Here is a 21,056-nt window from a genome sequence, read left to right on the forward strand (position 1 = left end):
TCCGGGGCCAGCCGGTTGACCACCCACATCCGCTGCTGTGCCAGCGATAGCGGGGCCGGGGCGGTACCGGTACGTCGGGTAAGGGCGGGCCTAGCGTCCCCGAGCTCGGCCAGTCGCGCTGTGAGCAGCCCGACGGTCGGTGCATCGAATACCGCCGCCACCGGAACTCGCACGCCGAGCATCGAACCCAGCTGCGCCGCCAACCGGGTCGCCAGCAGCGAATTGCCCCCGAGCGCGAAGAAATCGGTATCCAGCCCGACCTGCTCCGCTGCTCCGACTACCTCGACAAAGGTGGCCGCGACCAATCGCTGCAGCTCACTGACCGGTGCGCGGAATGCGGGCGCGGTGAACACCGGCTCGGGCAGTGCGGCCCGATCGACCTTGCCATTGGCATTGAGCGGCAACGACTCCAGCACCACAAGCGCGGCAGGAACCATGTAGGTGGGCAACTCGGTAGCCACCGCCGCACGCAACGCACCGGCCGAATCCGCCGTCGCGTCCGGCACCGCCACATAGGCGACGAGGCGAGCTCCGGCATGATCGTCGGCGCGCGCGACCGCGACCGCGGCCCGCACCTCGGGCAGCCGCAGCAGCGCGGCCTCCACCTCGCCGAGCTCGATTCGGAAGCCACCGATCTTGACCTGGAAGTCCGCCCGCTCCAGGTATTCCAGCGCGCCGTCCGGACCCCAGCGGACGATATCGCCGGTCCGGTACATCGTGGTACCTATGACGAAGGGATCCGCGATGAAACGGTCCGCGGTCAGTGCGGGCCTGCGTTGATAGCCGCGCGCCAATTGCGCACCGGCCAAATACAACTCGCCCGGCACACCCACCGGCACCGGCTGTAACCGTGCGTCGAGCACGTAGACCCGGCTGTTCCAGGCGGGCGCGCCGATCGGCACGATATGGATCGGATCCGCATCGACTTCGAAGGCCGTGACCGAGACCGCCGCCTCGGTCGGACCGTACAGGTTGAACAGTCGCGCGCCAGCCCGACGGCGGAATTCGATCGCGGTGGCAGGCGGCAGTGCCTCACCGATGGCGAGCACCTGCCGCAGTGAATTCGATAGCGGCGCAGCCGATACCGCGAGCAGCATGCCGAGCAGCGACGGCACGGCGTGCAGCACTGTCACCGCATGCCGTTCGATCAAGGCCAACAGCCGGTCGGGATCGCGCTCGGCGCCGGGCTCGGTCACCACCAGGCGACCACCCGTCGTCAGGACCGACCAGAACTCCCACACCGACAGGTCGAAGGTCGCTGGAGCCTTGAGAAGCGCACACTCGTGCCGCCCGAGCGCGAATTGGTCACGAAGCCAGGCCAATTGGTTGACGATCGCCGCATGCGAAATGGTGACGCCCTTGGGCAGTCCGGTCGACCCGGACGTGAAGATCACATAGGCCGGATGCTCGGGCCGCAACGGTCGCACGCGTTCGCCATCGGCAATCGGAGTCGCCGCGTAGTTCGACAGCTCGAGTTGATCCAGTTCCATTGCTGGAATGGATGTTTCGATGGGCAGTCCATCGCGTGACGTGGTGAGCACACAGATCGGCGCGGCAGTCTCGGTGACATACGCGATCCGGTCAGCCGGATGATCCGGATCGACGGGCACATATGCCCCACCGGCTCGCACCACCGCGTACATGGCGACAACCAATTCGATCGAGCGTCGCATGGCGAGCACGACGGTCGCTTCCGGCCCGACCCCGTCCGCAATCAACTTGCGCGCCAACCTATTGACCGCAGCGTCGAATTCGGCATAGGTGAGCGTTGATTCGGAACTCGCATCGATCAACGCGACGCCCTCAGGCGTCATTGCCACCTGAGCATCGATGAGATCCGCCAACGTCGCCGCGGCCACCGGATGCGCGGTCCGATTCCACTCCTCGAGTAACAGCGCACGATCCGCACCCAGCAGGTCCAACTCACCGACAGCCGTATCCGACTGAGCCACAACCGTCTCGAACAACCGCATCAGTTGCGCACTGAACCGCTGGGCACTAGTTCGCTCGAACAGGTCGGTCGCGTACCCGAGCGCGAGATCGATTCCCGCGGCCGCACCATCGGCACCGTAGTGATCGACTGCGAACAAATGCAGATCGAATTGCGCTACCCCACTGTCGAATTCGACCTCGCTCACTTCGAGCCCCGGTAGCTTCAGTTCGCCGCGCTCGTGATTCTGGAACGAGAGCCCAACCTGGAACAACGGATGCCGCGCTGTCGATCGTCGCGGATTCAACACCTCCACCAAGCGCTCGAACGGCATATCCGCATGAGAGAAGGCGGCAATATCGGCTGCCCTCGCTTGCTCGAGCAATGCATCGAAACTCGCACCGCCATCGACCCATGTCCGCAGCACCAGCGTGTTCACGAACATGCCGATGACATCGTCGAGTTCGGCATCCCCCCGCCCCGCGATCGGCGTCCCGACCGCGATATCCGAGCTGCCGGACAGCCGAGCGAGCAGGGCGGCGAATGCGGCATGGACAACCATGAACAACGTTGCGCCACTGCGTCGTCCGAACTCGACGAGCGCGCTGTGCAACCGCGCATCGATGGCGAACTCCACCTTCGCGCCACGCAAACTCTGCCGCGCGGGCCGTGGGTGATCGGTCGGCAGGGCCAGCTGATCCGGCAGCCCAGCCAGCGTCCGGGTCCAGAACGCGATCTGCTGTGCCGCGAGCGACTCGGGCACATCCTCGCTGCCGAGCAGTTCACGCTGCCACAGCGCGTAATCCGCATACTGCATGGCGGGCGGCGTCCAGCCGGGCGCACTGTCATTCAAGCGCGCGCTGTAGGCCGACATCAGATCACGGACAAACGGCCCGAGCGAGGATCCGTCCGCGGCGATGTGATGCAGCACCGCGGCCAATACGAACTCCGCACGACCCGCGATCCGGAACAACCGCATCCGCACCGGAATTTCGACGGTCACGTCGAATGTGGTGGCCGCCAGTTCCCGAATCCGCTCCGACAGTTCTTCTTCGGTGAGATCGATCGGATACAGCGACGGGATCGCCTCCGCGACGGGCACGATCAGCTGAGTCACGGCACCGTCCAGCTCGGGGTACCGGGTCCGCAGTGATTCGTGCCGCCCGACTAGATCCGCGACCGCGGCCTGTAGCGCCGCGATATCCAATGCGCCGATGAGCCGCAGCGCCAGCGGAATGTTGTAGGCAATGGAGTGCCGGTCGAATCGATGGAGCAACCACATCCGCTGCTGCGCCGGGGAAAGCGGAATCCGGTCCGGACGTGCCCCCGCCACCAGCGCGGGCCTGGTCGCGGCGGTATCGCTCGCGCTGACCACGGCGGCGAGGTCGGCGACCCGCGGCGATTCGAACAGCGCACGCACTCCGACGGTGCGCCCGAGCACGGCGCCGATGCGGGCCGCGGCCTTCGCGGCGAGCAGGGAGGAACCGCCGAGGGCGAAGAAGTCGTCATCCGCACCGACCAGACAGTGCATTCCCAGCACGTCCGCGAAGACTCCCGCGACAATTTCCTCGACGACCGTCCCCGGCTTGCGGTACGGCGCCACCTCGAACTCCGGCGCGGGTAGCGCGGCCCGATCCAGCTTCCCGTTGACGGTCAGTGGAATTCGATCCACCACCACGATCGCGGCGGGCACCATATGCTCGGGCAGCCGCCGCACGAGTTGTTGTCGCAGCTGCGCGGTGTCGGTGTCGATCGCTTCGAAGCCGACCACGTAGGCGACAACGCGCCGCTCATCCACCAGATCGCTGCGCACGACCACCGCGACCTCGCGCACGGCGGCGCTCGCATCCAATAGCGCCGCCTCGATCTCCCCCAGCTCGACGCGGAACCCGCGCAGGTTCACCTGCTGGTCGGCCCGGCCCAGATACTCCAACTCACCGTCAGCGGTCCATCGTGCGAGATCACCGGACCGATATGCCAGGGCGCCGTGCCCTGCGTAGGGATCGGCGACGAACCGGCTCGCGGTGAGCGCGGGCCGTCCGAGATAGCCGCGCGCCAACTGACCACCCGAAACATAGATCTCGCCGGGCACACCGACCGGTACCGGCCGCAGCCGCGCATCGAGCACCCGCACGACCAGTCCGGGTATGGGCCCGCCGATCACACTCGCCGAACCGGTTCCCGCCTGAATCGGCCGGTAGGACACATGCACGGTGGTCTCGGTGATGCCGTACATGTTCACCAGTCGCGGCGAGCGCGGATACCTGGCGAACCAGTCACCGAGCCGCTGCGGTTCCAGCGCTTCGCCACCGAAAATCACATAGCGCAAACCGAGTTCGGCGGGCGGCGCGGCAATCAGTTGATAGAACGCCGACGGCGTCTGGTTCAGCACCGTCACCCGTTGCGCGGCCAGCAACTCGACGAACTGCTCCGGTGAGCGGGAGGTGTAGTAGTCGACCACCACGAGCGTGCCGCCATGCAGCAGCGCACCCCACAGCTCCCATACCGAGAAGTCGAAAGCGTAGGAGTGGAACAGTGTCCAGACATCCGCAGGACCGAACTCGAAGTGACACTGGGTGTTATCCAGCAGCCGCAACACATTGCGATGCGGGATGACTACGCCCTTCGGTTGTCCGGTGGATCCGGAGGTGTAGATGACATAGGCCGTATGCGCCGGATTCAGCGGCCTGCGGCGCTGCGCCTGAGTGATCGCGGTCGAATCCTGGTTCGCTGCTGCGATATCGATCACCGGCCCGCCGAACCAGCCGGGTGCCAATTCGGTCGCGGCGCTGGTTATCGCGCAGATCGGCCCGGCGTCATCGAGTACGTATTCGATCCGATCCGCCGGGTAATTCGGATCGATCGGCAGATAACCGGCACCCGCCTTGATCACCGCGACCAACGCGACGACCAATTCCGCCGACCGCGGCAGCGCCACCGCCACCAGCGCCTCCGGTCCGACTCCAGCCGTGATGAGCCGCCGCGCCAGCCGATTCGACCAGGCGTCGAGTTCGGCATAGGTCAGCGATCGAGTACCTGCCCGTACCGCGACGGCTGTCGGATCGATCGCGGCGGCCAGCGCGAACCGATCGGCCAGCGTGGCCGTCTCGGTGACATGAGTCTCGGTCGGAGTGGACCATTCGTGCAGCGCGCGATGCTGTTCCTCAGCGCTGAGCAATTGAATGTCGCCGACCACCACCGTGGCATCCGCGGCGACGGCGGCCAGCACCTGCGAGAACCGACGACCCAATATCGCGATGGTGCCCGCATCGAAAAGGTCGGTCGCGTAGGTGATCTCGATATCCATGCCATCGGCACGGCCATCGGCGTCATCGGATTCGACCACCGTGAACTGCACATCGAATTTGGCTGCCGCCGCGGTGAATTCGACCGGCCGCACCTGCAACTCGGCGAGCTCGAGCGCAGGAAGCCCGAAATTCTGGAAGGTCAGCGCCACCTGGAACAGCGGATTCCGATTCTGCGCCCGCTTCGCGGCGATGACCTCGACCAGCCGCTCGAAAGGCATATCCGCGTGCGACAGCGCCTCGATATCCTGCGCGCGCACGGTATCCAGCACCGTCTCGAAGCGCGCCCTGGTGTCGATATGAGTGCGCAGTACCAGGGTGTTGACGAACATCCCGACGAGCCCATCCAGCGCGGCATCACCGCGACCGGCGACCGGTGTGCCGATCGCGATGTCCGCACTGACGGACAAGCGCGACAACAACACCGCGAGCGCCGCATGCACCGTGCTGAACAGCGTCGTTTCCCGCTTACGGGCCAGTTCGCGCAATTCACTGTGCAGATCGGAGTCGATGCGCAGCCGGTGGGTGGCACCGCGATACGAGGAGACGGCAGGTCGTGGCCGGTCGGTGGGCAGCTCGAGTTGTTCAGGCAGACCCGCCAGCGCACGCCGCCAGAAGGCGAGCTGCCGGTGCGCCTGCGACTCCGGGTCGGCTTCCTCGCCCAGCGTTTCGGCCTGCCACAGCGTGTAGTCGACGTAGTGCACGGGCAATGCCGCCCATGCGGGCGCGGTGCCATCGCGACGCGCGCCGTAGGCGGTCATGAGATCGCTCGCGAGCGGTCCGAGCGAGAATCCGTCGGCCGAAATATGGTGCAGCACAAGCGCAAGCACGTGTTCGTCGCCAACGGTGAACAGTCGGGCCCGCAGTGGCGCCGCTGTGGTCAGATCGAAGACAGTCGCCGCGAATGCGGAGAGGTGCGGCTCGAGTTCCGCTTCGGTAATCGGCTCCGGTCGCAATACCGGAACAGCCTGCGCCGCAGGGATGATCACTTGCTCCGCGCCATCGGGGCCGTCCGGGTAGACCGTCCGCAGCGTCTCGTGCCGAGTGACCACATCCGCCAGCGCGGCCGACAATGCCGCCACATCGAGATCGCCGATGAGCCGCAGCGCCACCGGAATGTTGTCCATGGCGTCACCCGAACCGTCGGCGAGGAACCGGTTGAGGAACCACATGCGCTGCTGAGCCGGTGAAAGCGGAATCCGCGCAGGGCGCGGCCGCACGCTCAACGCGACATACCCCAGCCCCTCATGCGCTTCGGTCGCGGCCGCCAATGCCACAACCGTTGAAGCCTCGAACAGCATCCGCACCGGCAGCCGCATATCCAGCGCCGCCCCCAACCGAGCAACGACCTGGGTGGCATTCAGCGAATTGCCCCCGAGGGCGAAGAAGTCATCGTCGAGGCCGACGAGCTCGACATCCAGCACCTCGGCGAAGGTCCGCGCGACGATTTCCTGGGTCGCGGTGACGGGCGCTCGGAAAACAGCGGCCTCGAATACCGGCGCTGGCAGGGCCTTTCGATCCAGCTTCCCGGAGGGATTCAGCGGGAATTCGTCGAGCACGACAAAAGCCGACGGCACCATATACGCGGGCAGTTGCCTGCTCAGAGCAGCTTTCAGCGCATCGGAATCGACCTGCGTCTCGGCGACGACATATGCGACCAGTTGCTGCTCGTCCCGCAACACAACCACCGCCTGCGCAATCGGATCCAATGCGGTGAGGGCGGCTTCGATCTCACCGAGCTCGATCCGCAGACCACGCAGCTTGACCTGGAAATCGGTGCGCCCCACATACTCGAGCACCCCGTCCGCACGCCAGGTCACGAGATCTCCGGTGCGATACATCCGCGCACCATCGCGGAACGGATTCGCGACGAACCGATCACTCGTCAGATCCGGCCGCCCGATATACCCGCGCGCCAATTGCGCACCAGCTAAATACAACTCGCCCGCGACCCCGACCGGTACCGGACGCAACCGCGCATCGAGCACATGGACCTGGGTGTTGAATACCGGCCCACCGATCGGCACGGAATCCACATCCGCATCCGTGACCTCATGGCCGGTAACATCCACCGCTGCCTCGGTCGGACCGTACAGATTGTGCACTGCCGCACCGGTCAGCTCACGCAACCGATGAGCAGGCTTGGCGGCCAACGCCTCCCCCGATGCGAATACCATTCGCAGCGAATCACACTCAGCCACAGCAGGTTCCGCGACGAACACCGCCAACATCGACGGCACGAAATGCGCGACACTGACTCGCTCGCGACGAATAACCCGCGCCAGATACGCCGGATCGCGATGCCCATCCGGCCGCGCGAGCACCAAACGCGCCCCGACCTGCAATGGCCAGAAGAACTCCCACACCGACACATCGAAGGTGGCGGGTGTCTTATGCAGCACCACATCGTCGCCGGTCAGCGCGTAGGTTTCCCGCATCCACACCAAACGATTGACGATCGCCGCGTGCGAAACCACCACCCCCTTCGGCAGCCCCGTCGAGCCGGAAGTGAAGATGACGTACGCGGCACTGCCGGGCACCAAGGAGCCGAGCCGATCGTCGTCGGTCAGCGGTGCGTCCGAATAGTCGGAGGTGTCGAACAGATCCACATCGAGCACCGCCCACGCCGGGTCGGTGCCCAGGTCCAGCCCATCCTCCGAGCGGGTCAGCACACAGCAAGGACGCGCCATCCGCAGCGAATGGCCAACGCGCTCGGCCGGATGCTCCGGATCCACCGGAACATACGCACCGCCCGCCGTGAGCACCGCATATATGGCCACGACCAAATCCACCGATCGCCGCATCCCGATGGCCACCGTGCTATCCGGACCGACCCCGATGGACACCAGCAGCCGCGCGAGCCGGTTCACCCGACCCGCGAATTCCGCATAAGTGAGCGTCTCGCAGCGACTCGATGAGGGGTGGTGGTCGGGCGACGGGTGGGCCAGCGACTCGCCCGCGCAGCTGACCGCAATAGCATCCGGTGTCCGCGCGGCCTGCGCTTCGAACAGCGATACCAGCGTCGCATCGGGATCCACCGGATGCGTTGTCGAATTCCAGGCGTCGAGAATCAGCGCCCGCTCGTCATCGGCGAGCAGATCGATATCGCCGATCCGCACCTGCGGATCGGCGACCGCATCGAGTACACGCTGCAGTCGAGTCGCGAACGAGGCAATCGTCCGTGCGTCGAACAGGTCGGTGGCGTACTCGAAGGTCGCCGCGATACCGGCCGCGTCGACGGTCAGCGTGAGTTGCAGATCGAATTTCGCGGTCCGCGTGTCGATATCGAGTAGGGAGGCTTCGAGTCCGGCCAGTTCCAGGCTGGTCTGCGCGGTGTTCTGAACGTCGAGCATGACCTGGAACAGCGGATGACGTGCCGCGATACGCTCCGGATTCAGTACCTCGACCAGTCGCTCGAACGGCACATCGGCATGTGCGAGGGCGCGCAGATCACCGTCGCGAACCGCGGCGATCAGCTCGGCGAAAGTCAGTTCGGGCCGCACATCGATCCGCAGCACCAGGGTGTTGACGAACATGCCGACAAGCCCATCCAGCTCGGCCACACCGCGTCCGGCGACCGGCGTCCCGATCGCGATATCCTGCTGTCCGGCCAGTTTCGCCAACAGCGTGGCGAATGCCGCGTGCAGCACCATGAACAGGGAGGCGTTCGCGCCCTCGGCCACCTCACGCAGCCGTTGATGAGTCGCGGCATCGATAGTGAAGCCGTAGCGTGCACCGCGTCCCGACGCGTCCGCCGGACGCGGCCGATCTCCTGGCAGTGCCAACACATCCGGCAGATCGGCCAATTCGGTCGACCAATACCGGATCTGTTCTGAGATCAGCGATTCCGGATCGTCTTGCGCACCGAGCGTTTTCCGCTGCCACAGCGTGTAATCGGCGTACTGCACCGGCAGCGGCATCCAGTTCGGCTCCGAACCCACGCGACGTGCGGCATACGCGACCATCAGATCCCGAGTAAGCGGCGCGATGGACCAACCGTCCGCACTGATGTGATGGATGGAAACAACCAGCACGTGCTCGGTCCCCGTGCGCAGCAGTGTGAGCCGAACCGGCGGCTCCCGGTCGACCGCGAACGGCATCGCCGCCACCGCTCGGATCCGATCGGCGAGCTCCGTGACGTCAACCGGCTCCGGCACCAGCGAAACCGCATCCACCGGCAGCACTTCCTGACGCGGAATACCGTCAACCGCTGGATATCTCGTACGCAGCGCCTCATGTCTGGCGATGACATCGGCAACCGCATCCGTCAGTGCGCCGAGATCGAGCACACCAACCAATCGCACCGCGGCGGTCAGATTATTCGCCACCGAAGCGGCATCGAACTGACTGAGGAACCACATCCGCTGCTGCGCATAGGAAAGCGGGACGACATCAGGGCGGGCCTGCGCGACCAACGCCCGTCGCGCGGTCCCCGAACCGGGCAGATGCGCGGCCAACGCGGCCACGGTCGAATGCTCGAACAACAGCCGCACCGGAATATCGGCATCGACCGCAGTCCCGATCCGTGCCGCAATCTGCGTGGCCACCAGGGAATTTCCGCCGAGGGCGAAGAAGTCATCGTCCAGCCCGACCCGCGCGAGACCGAGCACCGCCGCGAACACCTCGGCAACCGCATGCTCGGCAGCGCTGACAGGTACACGAAATGTTCCTGCGGTCAGCACCGGATCGGGCAATGCCTTACGATCCAACTTGCCCGAGCTGGTCAGCGGCATTTCCGCCAATCCGACAAAGGCCGTCGGCACCATGTACGAGGGCAGCACGGCGCGCAGCCGCTCCGCCAGCACCTCGGTCAATTCCGCCTCCGCGATCGTGGCGACCACATAGGCAACCAGCAGCTCACCCGCGGCGTGCGCGAATACCCGAACAGCTGCCGAACGCACATCGGCGGCGGCGACGAGCGCCGCCTCGATCTCACCGAGCTCGATCCGCTGCCCCCGCAGCTTGACCTGGAAGTCACTGCGCCCCAGATATTCCAGATCACCGGAACGATTGCGCCGAACCAGATCACCGGTCCGATACATCCGGGCTCCGGCCGGTCCGTACGGATTGGCCACAAACCGCTCGGCGCTCGAATCCGCCCGCCCGTGATACCCACGGGCCATCTGAACCCCCGACAGGTACAGCTCGCCGACGACCAGGTCCGGCACCGGCCGCAACCGCGCGTCGAGCACCAACACCTGACTCGAACGCACCGGCCGACCGATCGGCACCGGTCCCGACACCGCCGCATCGACCGGCGCATAGGTGGCGTGCACCGTGAATTCCGTTGGGCCATAAAGGTTGTGCAGCTCGGCGCGGCAAACGGCGGCAAAGCTACCCGCGGCCGCACCGGTCATCGCCTCACCCGCCACGAAAACCATCCGCAACGAGGCAATCTCGGCAATTCCGGTAGATTCTGCGAATACCCGCAGCATCGATGGCACGAACGAGGTCATCGTCACCCGGTGCGCGGCAATGGTCGCCGCGAGATAAGCACTGTCCCGATGCCCGTCATGCGCGGCGACGACCATGCGCCCACCGCGCGCCAATGGCGCGAACAGCTCCCACACCGACACATCGAAGGTCGCCGGAGTCTTGAACAGCACCACATCGTCGGCCCCGATGCCGTATTCGTCGGCAATCCAGTCGATCTGGTTGACCACGGAGGCATGCTGCACCGCAACACCTTTCGGCGTTCCGGTGGATCCGGAGGTGTAGATGACGTAGGCCGTATTCGTCGCCCGCAAGGGACGCAGCCGATCCGAATCCAGTACCGGCGCATCCGAATAGCCGGAGCAATCCAGCACGTCGACCACTGGGACCGAAGGTCCGACAGGCCACCCGTCACCCGCCCGAGTCAGCACACAGACCGGCTGAGCCGAGGCCACCACTTGCGCACGCCGCGCCGCTGGTTGATCCGGATCCACCGGCACATACCCACCGCCCGCGGTCAATACGGCATAGACCGCGACAACGAACTCCACCGAGCGCCGCATATCGAGCACGACAAGCGTCTCGGGCCCGACCCCGGCGGCAATCAGCCGGCGAGCAAGCCGATTCACCCGCCTCGAGAACTCCGCATACGTCAGCGCCCGCTCCGCGTCGACCAGTGCGACGGCATCGGGGTCGCGCCGCACCTGCGTCTCGAACGAGGCCAGCAGTGTCGCAACACGACTCGACGACTCGGCGATTCCGCATTCGATCGCACGCTGCCGACCTGCCACATCCAGCAGCGGCAGGTCCCCCACCGCCAGCTCGGCATCGATAACGATTGCCCGCAGCAACCGAACCAACCACTGCGCATAGTCGGCGATGGTGGATTCATCGAATAGATCGGTGGCGTAGGTGAACTCCGCCCGAATCCCCGCCGGTGCCGGACCTTCCCCGAGTCCGGCACCGGCGAAGCCTTCAGTGACCGTGAGCTGGAGATCGAATTTGGTCACTCCAGTGTCCAGCCTACTGGTGCAGGCCGACAAATCTGGGAGTTCGAAGGCGGTGTCCGCGGCATTGTCGAAAGCGAGCAATACCTGGAACAGCGGGTGCCGCGCCTGCGAGCGCGGCGGGTTGATGGCATCGACCAACTGCTCGAATGGCAATTCGGCATGACCGAAGGCGGCCAGATCGGCCTCGCGCACCCGCGCGAGCAGCGTAGAAAACGCAGCGGCCGCATCGATTACGGTGCGCAACGCCAGAGTGTTGACGAACATGCCGATGAGATCGTCCAGCTCCCGTTCACCACGCCCGGCCACCGGCGTGCCGATCACAATGTCGTCGCTGCCCGACACCCGCGACAGCAGCACGGCGAGCGCGGCATGCAACACCATGAAGTTCGAAACACCCTGGTCACGGGCAAGTTTCACGACCTCGGCGTGCACCTCGCCCGGAATTTCGAAACCGAAGACCGCACCCCGTCCGGATGCGATGGCGGGCCGGGATCGATCGGCGGGCAGTTCGATCAGATCGGGCGCACCGGCGAGCGTGGCCGTCCAGAACCCCAGTTGCCGGGCCAACGCGGCGTTCGGATCCGACGCGGAGCCGAGCAATGCATGCTGCCAGAGGCTGTAATCCGCGTACTGCACCGACAGCGGCAGCCAGTTCGGCACATCGCCCGCATGCCGTGATCCATACGCGGACATCACATCTCTGGCCAATACTCGCAGCGAAATGCCGTCCGCGGCAATGTGGTGCAGCACCAGCGCCAGCGCGCAGCTGTCGTCGTCGACCAGCAAGATCCGTGCCCGAATAGGTATTTCGCGCTCCAGGTCGAATCCGCGCGCCGCGAACCGAGCCAGCTCGTCGTCCAGTTCGTCCGCACCGAGCGATTCCGGCTCGCCCACGACGACAACCGCGTCGGTGGACAACACCACCTGCTTGGCCGCCACGCCATCCGATACCGCGGGAAAGATCGTGCGCAGCACCTCATGCCGATCGACCAGATCGGCCAGGGCCTGTCGCAGCGCCGAAATATCGACCGCCCCACGTAACCGCACCACGAACGGCATGTTGTAACCGGCGCCGGAAGGGTCGAACCGGTTCAGGAACCAGATCCGCTGCTGCGCCGGAGATGGCGGAACCAGCGGCGGCCGGTGTCGCGCCCGCAGCTGCGCGAGCACCGGCACGCCACTGGATCCACCCGCCCGCTCGATGAGTTCGGCGAGTGCGGACACCGTGGTAGCGGTGAACAATTCGCGAACCCCGAGCCGACAGCCCAGTTCGGCGCCCAACCGCGCCGCGACCTGGGTGGCCACCAAACTATTGCCGCCGAGCGCGAAGAAATCGTCATCGCGCCCGACCCGATCGTGTCCGAGCACCGCACCGAATACCCGCGCGACCGCAGCCTCCACCGGCGTCGTGACCTCGGCGTATTCGAGCCGCTCAGGCGCGGGTAGCGCCGTACGATCCCATTTGCCCGATGCGTTCACCGGCAGCGCATCCAGCACCACGAACGCGGCAGGAACCATGTACGCGGGCAATGCGCGCACCGCCGCGGCGCGCAGTCGGTCTGCGGACACGGTGCCGGGCTCGGACTCGACCACATACCCGACCAACTGTTCGCCCACCCCGGCGTCATCGCGCAGTACGACCACCGCGCGCACCACCGAATCGACAGTCCCGAGCATGGCTTCGATCTCACCGAGCTCGATCCGTAGCCCACGCAACTTCACCTGGAAATCGGTGCGGCCCAGGTACTCCAGCTCACCATGGGTGGTCCAGCGCACCAGGTCACCGGTGCGATACATCCGGGTAGCCGACCCGCCGGGGTCCGCGACGAACCGCTCCGCGGTGAGTCCGGGGCGGCCGATATAACCACGGGCGAGCTGTACCCCCGACAGATACAGCTCGCCCGCAGCCCCGACCGGTACCGGCCGCAGCCGCGAATCGAGCACATAGAGCCGGGTATTGAAGACCGGCGCGCCGATCGGCACCGAGAGGGTATCGGTATCGGTCACTTCATGGAAGGTGACGTCGACCGCCGCCTCCGTGGGACCGTACAGGTTGTGCAGCCGCACACCGGTCAGCGCCCGCAGCCGCTGCGCCAGCGCGGCGGGCAGCGCCTCACCGGAGGCGAAGACGGTTCGCAGTGCGGGGCAACCGTCGAATTCCGGCTGCGCCAGAAAGACTTCCAGCATCGACGGCACGAAATGCGCTGTCGTCACGCCATACTCGGCGATCAATGTCCGCAGATAGGTGGGATCACGATGACCGTCGTGCTCGGCCACCACCAACTGCGCACCGATCTGCAACGGCCAGAAGAACTCCCACACCGACACATCGAAGGTGGCGGGCGTCTTCTGCAGCACCACATCATCGGCCGACAACCGGTACTGCTGCTGCATCCAAACCAGCCGATTCACGATCGCCTCGTGGGTGACCGCGACCCCCTTCGGCCGTCCGGTCGACCCTGAGGTGAAGATCACGTAGGCGGGCTGCCCCGGCCGCAGCGCGGCGGTGCGTTCCCGGTCCCAGACCGGACCATCCGCATAATCGGCGAGATCCAGCCCATCCAGACGAATCACCGGCACTCCGGAAAGGTCTGTGGCCTCAGTCGTCAGCGCGCATGCCGGTCGCGCGGTCGCCAGAATGTGCGCGGTCCGCTCGGCCGGATGCTCCGGATCCAGCGGCACATACGCCGCCCCCGCGGCGAGCACGGCGTAAATGGCGATCACCAGTTCCGGCGACCGACGGATATCGAGTGCGACCAGCGTCTCCGGTCCGACGCCGAGGCCTATCAAATGCCGTGCCAGCCGATTGCTGCGTGCCGCGAGTTCCCGATATGTCAGGTCCGGCACACCCGCGAATCGCACCGCGACCGCATCCGCCGTCCGTGCGACCTGCGCGTCGAACATCGAAACCAGTGTCGGCGCACCGGCGACCGCCGCGGGCACATCGAAGCCGGTCGCATTCCATATCCGGGTGCTGACCTCGAGTTCCAGTTCGGTCGCCACCGCCACCGCCGCCATCGGCGTATCGACCTCGGTAGCCACCAACCGTTCCAGATACCGCACGAACCGCCGCTGATGGCGCGCAATGTCGTCGGGGCCATAGAGATTGGGATTCGCCTCGAAATCGACGTGCACGCTGTCGCGCTCGCCGTAATAGACATTGAGGCTCAGATCCTCCACCGGCCCGGTGGACAAAACGTGGTACCGCCCGACCGTATCGCCCAGCGTCAAATCGCTGCCGAACAACATGATGTTGACCAGCGGACCGAACAGCGCACGGCGCGCGGGCCGCCCGTCGTGTTCGGCATCGCGGCGGATGTCCTCGTGCCGATACCGTTGGTGTCGCAGCGCACCCGCCACCTCCACCCGCGTGACACGCAGCAGATCCCCCCAGGAGCCGTGGACCGGGAGCCGCAGCGGCACGATATTGGACAGCATCGCGGCCGACCGCCGCATGAGCGCATTGGTGCGCGCCGTCACCGGCAGACTCAACACCGCCTCGTTCCGATCGGTGAACCGCCCGAGATATCCGGCGAAGGCCGCGACCAGCACCACCGCGAGTGTCGAATCCTGGTGCTCGGCAAGCGAATTCATCCGCTCGACCAGCGCATCCGGCAATACCCGGCCAGCGATCAGATTGGTCGCCGAACGCGGCGCGCTCCGCCCGTCCAGGCTGGTCGCGCCGTCGAGTCCGGTGACCCGCGCGGCCCAGTGCGCCCGGTCGGTTTCGAAGCGCGGGCTGTCCCGATAGGCGAGTTCACCATCGACCAGCTCGGTCAGTGTTCCCGGCTGCACCGCCCGCGGCTCACTGCCGAGCACCCTGGCCGTATACAACTGCGCAACTCGCTGCGTATTGGTCAGCGCCCCGTATCCGTCGAGCACGATGTGATGCGCCCGCAGATACCAGAAACACCGCTGATCGGCGATTCGCAGCACGGCACCGGCGAACAGCCGATCGGTCAGCAGATCGACCGGCGCGCTTGCATCCGCACGCATCCATTCGTGCGCCGTGGCCACCGAATCGGGGTATTCACGCAGGTCGACCATCTGGATATCCACGGAATTCGCCGGATCGACGCACTGGTACGGCACACCGTCGGATTCGCCGAGGCGCAGCAGCACCGATTCGTATTCGCGCGCCGCGATGACCGTCGCTTCCTGCAGGATCGCGGTATCCAGCACGCCAGGCACATCGACGTATTGGGCCACATTGATCGGCACCTCGGGTTCGAGCAATTGCGCATACCAGACCCCCAACTGCGCTGGTGCGAGCGCAAACGGCTGGTTGCCCGAAGCCTCCGGTGGGCAGTCACTCGCCAAGCGCGCGGCCCCGTCCGGTCGCGCCCCACCCAACTCCGTACCGTGCACCAGAGCCTCCTTGTTCGGCGTAAAACAGCTGGCCGAACGATTCCAGGCAGCACGAATAAGCCGCTGCGGCAACACGGTTCAGCGTTGTCACATGGCTTGGACGCCACCACAAGACGATTCGGCGAATGCGCGGGGCAAGACGACACCCGCGCGGGATCGAAACAGATTGCGCCCCGCTCGCGCCTAGCTCTTGATCGCTCCTCCAACGTCGCTGCCGCGGTGCGGGCGCCGCGGCGGTGTCAGCTACATCACACGGATGTGATCCGCATTGCGAAGACTAGGCGCTTCGTTAATAAAAAGGAACTTTTTGCACTAAAAAAAGTTGGTCGACTGTCCAACGCGCTCAGCTGCGCCGACGCAGCTGGACAAAGCGGTGTTCGCGACCACAACTAGATCGCGAATGTGAGCCACAGCACTGTTGGATGTGCAGACTATGAGCGCGAACGTTGCATCCGCGTTGCATCGGCGCCCAGCCGCCGATCGAGCACTCGAATCTTGGCCTCGATCTGCGCATAGAGCGGCGAATCGCGATCTACGGTCGCCCGATACGCGCCCCAGGCCGCCGCATCGTCGCGCCCCTCCGCACATGCGGTCCACCGGCGCAACACCGCGGCTTCACCGGAACCGAGCACCGCGGCACGCAACCGGACCCGAAGTTCATCGCGAATATCAACAATTCCCGGCGCGGTCGAGCGCGGCAGCACCGGACCCGCGTACAGCCGTAATGCGGTATCGACATCACCGGAATCGAGTGCGGCGCGTAGGGCCTCGATATCGGTTGCGATATGCACCCGCAATCGATATGGGCGCGAACCGAATACGGTCGGGCCGACCACCGCACGCAACCGCGACATGGCGGCGCGGATGGTGCCGTTGTCCAGATCCGTGTCATCGAGCAGCAGGGCGAGATGATCCGCGCCCAGCCCCTCCGGATGTTCGGCGAGCAGCAGCAGTATCTCGGCGTGCCGCTGCGACAACGGAACTCGATCACCCGCGACGGTCAGCAGCGGTTGTCCGAGCCCGAGTACATCCAGACCCAACCGCGCCGCCGCGATGTCATCGGTCGAACTCACCGTCGGGCGCTGACCCGCACGCATCGCGGTGAGCAGCAAATCCATTTCCGCGGCAGTCGATGTCGCCTTCACCAATGCCAGAATCTCCGGCTTGGCCACCCGCACGCCCCCGGCGATCATCAGCACCCCGACCAACCTGCCGTCGGGATCGTGCACCGGCGCGGCGGCACCGGTGATCTGATGCATCCGGTGCAGAAAGTGTTCGGGCCCATGGATCCACGCGGCCCGCCCGGTGCGCACCACCAGGCCGACGGCATTCGTGCCGATGCGGCGTTCGCTCAGATCATCGCCCGCGCGCAGCCCGATTTCGGCCGCGGCATCGATCTGATCGGAATTGCCGTGCACCCACAGCACCCGACCGAACTGATCGGCGACCGTGACGATCAAACTCGTTCTGGCCGTGTCCTGTACGAGCAATTTGTCGATCAGCGGCATCAATGCGGCAATCGGATGCGCGTCGCGGTAGCGCTGCAGATCCGCACCACGCAGCCCGCGCCCGTCGAGCGGATCCATCGGATCGACACCGCCACCTACACTGCGCAACCAGGATTCGAGCACGACGGGACGCAGCAGACCGGCAAGCTGCGACAGCTGCTCGCCACCCGCGCTAAGATATCCGTGCGCTTGTGCGGCATAGGCTTCCAGTGCGCCGAGCTGAGTGCCGGGTTCGACGCCGTGCCGTGGGGGCCGCCCACCTGCAAGATTGCTGACCATTTGCCTTTCTTTCCGACCCAAACTGTACCGGCGCTCACAACCCGGGCACGGGCGTTGCCTGCGTTTGTCCGCCAGCTCACATCACGTTCACACCTCGTACAAATGTGACCTACTCATCTTCGGAGATCACCGCGCGAGGTATTCGGCGACGCGTTCGGCAATCAGTACCGTCGTCGCCTGCGGACCGCGACTGAGCGGCACCGGAACAACGGAAAGATCCACCACGGATAAACCGCTCGTGCCGTGCACCCGGCACTGCTCATCGACCACCGCACGCTCATCATCGGCACGGCCCATTCGGCAGGTTCCCGACAGATGTTGCGAGGTAGCCAGATTCGCGAACTGCCACCCCTCATCCGGTATCGAATCCGGCGGGCGCACCGTCGGTATCGCGTGCAATATCTCGCGTGCCGCGCCAACCCCTTCCTGTAATCGAATCCGATCCGCTGCCTCCGATAAGTAGCGGTAATCGATGTGCGGCGGCACGGTCGGATCAGCGGAGCGAAGTCGGAGCACGCCTTCGGAATGCGGGCGCATGAGCGCCACACCCAGCCGTCGGGTATACGGGGTAAATGTTACGGCGTACGGACGGATTTCGACATCGGCGAGTTCCAGCACATATTCCAGTGGGATGCCCCCGACAGTCGGGTCCGACGGCTCGAAGCGGTAGTCGATGCCGAGTTCGGGGTGATCGCTGAACCCCGCGCCGACGGGCGCGGGATGCACCACCGGAATATCCAGCGCCCGAAGCTGTTCCGGATCGCCGATACCCGAGCGCAGCAGCAGCGCGGCAGATTCGATCGCGCCCGCGCACAACACGATGCGATCCGCATCGAGTGCGCCCGTCCTACCTTCGTGCACGTAGTCCACTCCTATGGCGCGCGTGCCGTGGAAACGGATGCGGGTCACCAGCATTGCAGCGGTCACTGTGAGATTCGGGCGCGCGAGCGCGGGCGCGAGATAGGCCGTTGCCGTGTCGACCCGCCTGCCGTCTTCGATATTGCACGGCACCGGCCCGAATCCATCGGCCGAACCCGCGTCGGGCAGTGCGTTCAGATCAGGTATCAGCGCAAGGCCGAGCGCCGCGCAGGCCGAAGCGAATTCGAAGCTCACAGGAGCGGGCACAGTGGCACGACGCACCGGTATCGGACCGGTCGCGCCGTGTCCCGGCTGGTCGCCGAAATCGTGGTCGCGTTCGAGTCGACGATAGGTGGGCAGGACCGCATCGTAGGACCAGCCGTCGAGTTCCTTGCTCCACGCGGCGAAATCCGGGGCCGTCGCCCGCACGAAGTAGCCGCCGTTGACCGCACCCGATCCGCCGATCACCCTGCCGCGCACGATATTTCCGGTGACCGCACCGGCCAATGTCACGGGATACCGCCACACCCAGGGCGATTCGGGTCCGATCGGCATCCGCGTCGCATCGAGCAGTACCGCCGGATCGGTCGACACCGGACCCGCCTCCACCAGCCGCACTCGATGGTCCGGCTCCGCACTCAGCCGGGCCGCCAGTACACACCCGGCCGTACCACCACCGATGATCAGCGTGTCGATCATCTACATCAGCTCATCGGGTAGTACAGCCATTACACGTTCGATTCAGCTCCGGGGCGTACTCGGCTTGAGCGATTCCAGGCTGCGCGCGCGGAATGCGCCCAGCCACAAGCCGGTTCCGTAGGCGATATCGTCCATCCGCTTATAGGCCACGTAGCGGAACGGGTCGAGCCCGCCCGCGTCACGATGAGTGAACCAGTCGGCCAGACCGTCCGCGACCGCCATGGTGATCGCGATGCGCCGTACCCGCCGGGACAGAATCATCGCCAACATGGTGACCGGCCAATAGTGTCGGCACATCGCCGAGGCCAGCCGCCAGATACCCGCGAAATAGCCACGCGCCAGATAGATCGCCGCGATCCTGGTCGAGTTGTCAAGCCCGGTGAACACCCGGCGTAGTCGGGCCAGCGCGGTCACCAGGGTGATGAGTCCGCCGAGCAGTCCCCACTTCGTCAGCGTGGCGAACAACATGGTCGCGACCACCGTCCAGAAGGGCACCGACAGCGGCGTCACCATGCCAGCGTGCCGCTCGCCCAGCGGCGCGGCACCGGTGCCGTAGAACAGCTTGCGACCGAACCACGCGCGGAATGAGATTCGATGATCGTGTGCGACGTGCGCCGCAGGCTCATAGCGCAGCCGCCAGCCCGCCTGCTCCAGCCGCCAGCACAGATCGACGTCCTCGGCCACCTGCATCGTCTCGTCGAACCCGTCCTGCGCGAGCAGCGCCCTGCGCCGCACCAGCATGGCCGCGCTCGGCACATAGGAGACCAGGCCGCGCGACTGCACGGCCGATTCGCGCCGTCCGAGATCGAGCGAGGAGCGGGTGTGTTCATAGCGCGCCAGCGCGTTGGACTCCGGATCCAGCGCGACGATCCGCGGCGCGACCAGCGCGACCTCCGGATCGCTGAAATGTCCGAGCATCACCTCGAGCCACCCGCTGCGCGGGACGACATCGGAGTCCAGAAAGGCGACGAAGTCGGTTGTCGCGGCCCGCAACCCGGCATTGCGCGCGGCGGCCGGGCCCTGTTTGCGGTCGTGGCGCAGCACGGTCACCCGGCAGCGGGTGCCGCGGTTGCGCGGGATCTCCACAGGCTGATCCGAACCGTCGTCGACGACGATCACATTGTGTCCACGCAATGCCGCGAGCAATCGGGCAAGGCCGTCGGCATTGTTGTGTAGTGGCACGATCACGGTCACATCGTCGAGGGACGGCAGTAACCGGGGGCGCGGATTGCCGACGCCGGAGTCGAGCAGCCGTCTGGCAACAACGGCGGACTTCGGGCCGGTGACCTCGAGGTACCCGTCGCCGATCATCTCGGCGGCCTCCGGGGCAAGTCGCAGCAATCGGGCGGGCGAACCCCCGATCAGGATGCGTCCCCCGGAGTATGCGCGTACCCGTGGATCGATCCGCACCCCGAATCCGTCGGGCAGGCGATCGTGGCGCATTCCTGGCATGTTAGGCGGTGATTCGCGCATTGGCACCATCAGTCCGGAAAAAAGGACGGAATTCCGCGCGAATCCGCCCGTGCGGCGCAAGAATTCCCGCCGAATCGGTTCTTCGGCGGGTCGCAAGCGACTCGCCGAAGATAGCCAGCAACATGAGAGCAACCATTAATTTGCCGCTCGATAGCCATCGTCGATCAACGAGATAGCGCATGGCTGGCTACCG

The 21,056-nt window shown here is 65.7% G+C and carries 4 protein-coding genes (1 of these 4 running past the window's edge); all 4 read right to left on the minus strand.

What is annotated here, in order from left to right; genetic code table 11:
- Positions 1-16,046 carry the 5' portion of a non-ribosomal peptide synthase/polyketide synthase gene (locus ACQP2U_RS37420; RefSeq protein ID WP_433711876.1) on the minus strand. The gene continues 1,612 nt to the left of window position 1, outside the view, so 16,046 of the gene's 17,658 nt are visible here — the first part of the coding sequence; its start codon is at positions 16,044-16,046; its stop codon lies off the left edge, out of view.
- A gap of 431 nt (positions 16,047-16,477) precedes the next feature.
- On the minus strand, positions 16,478-17,833 hold the full coding sequence (locus ACQP2U_RS37425) for a GAF domain-containing protein (protein WP_433711877.1): 1,356 nt from the start codon (positions 17,831-17,833) through the stop codon (positions 16,478-16,480).
- A 126-nt stretch (positions 17,834-17,959) separates the two neighbouring features.
- Positions 17,960-19,390 (minus strand): mycofactocin dehydrogenase MftG, encoded by a 1,431-nt coding sequence (mftG, locus tag ACQP2U_RS37430; RefSeq protein WP_433711878.1) that lies wholly within the window; start codon positions 19,388-19,390, stop codon positions 17,960-17,962.
- Between the two features lie 42 nt (positions 19,391-19,432).
- Entirely contained in the window at positions 19,433-20,833 is a 1,401-nt protein-coding gene (gene mftF, locus ACQP2U_RS37435) for a mycofactocin biosynthesis glycosyltransferase MftF (protein WP_433711879.1), read from the minus strand.
- Between the last annotated feature and the right edge of the window lie 223 nt (positions 20,834-21,056).

The sequence above is a fragment of the Nocardia sp. CA-084685 genome, from assembly GCF_050955785.1.
Classification (GTDB): Bacteria; Actinomycetota; Actinomycetes; order Mycobacteriales; family Mycobacteriaceae; genus Nocardia.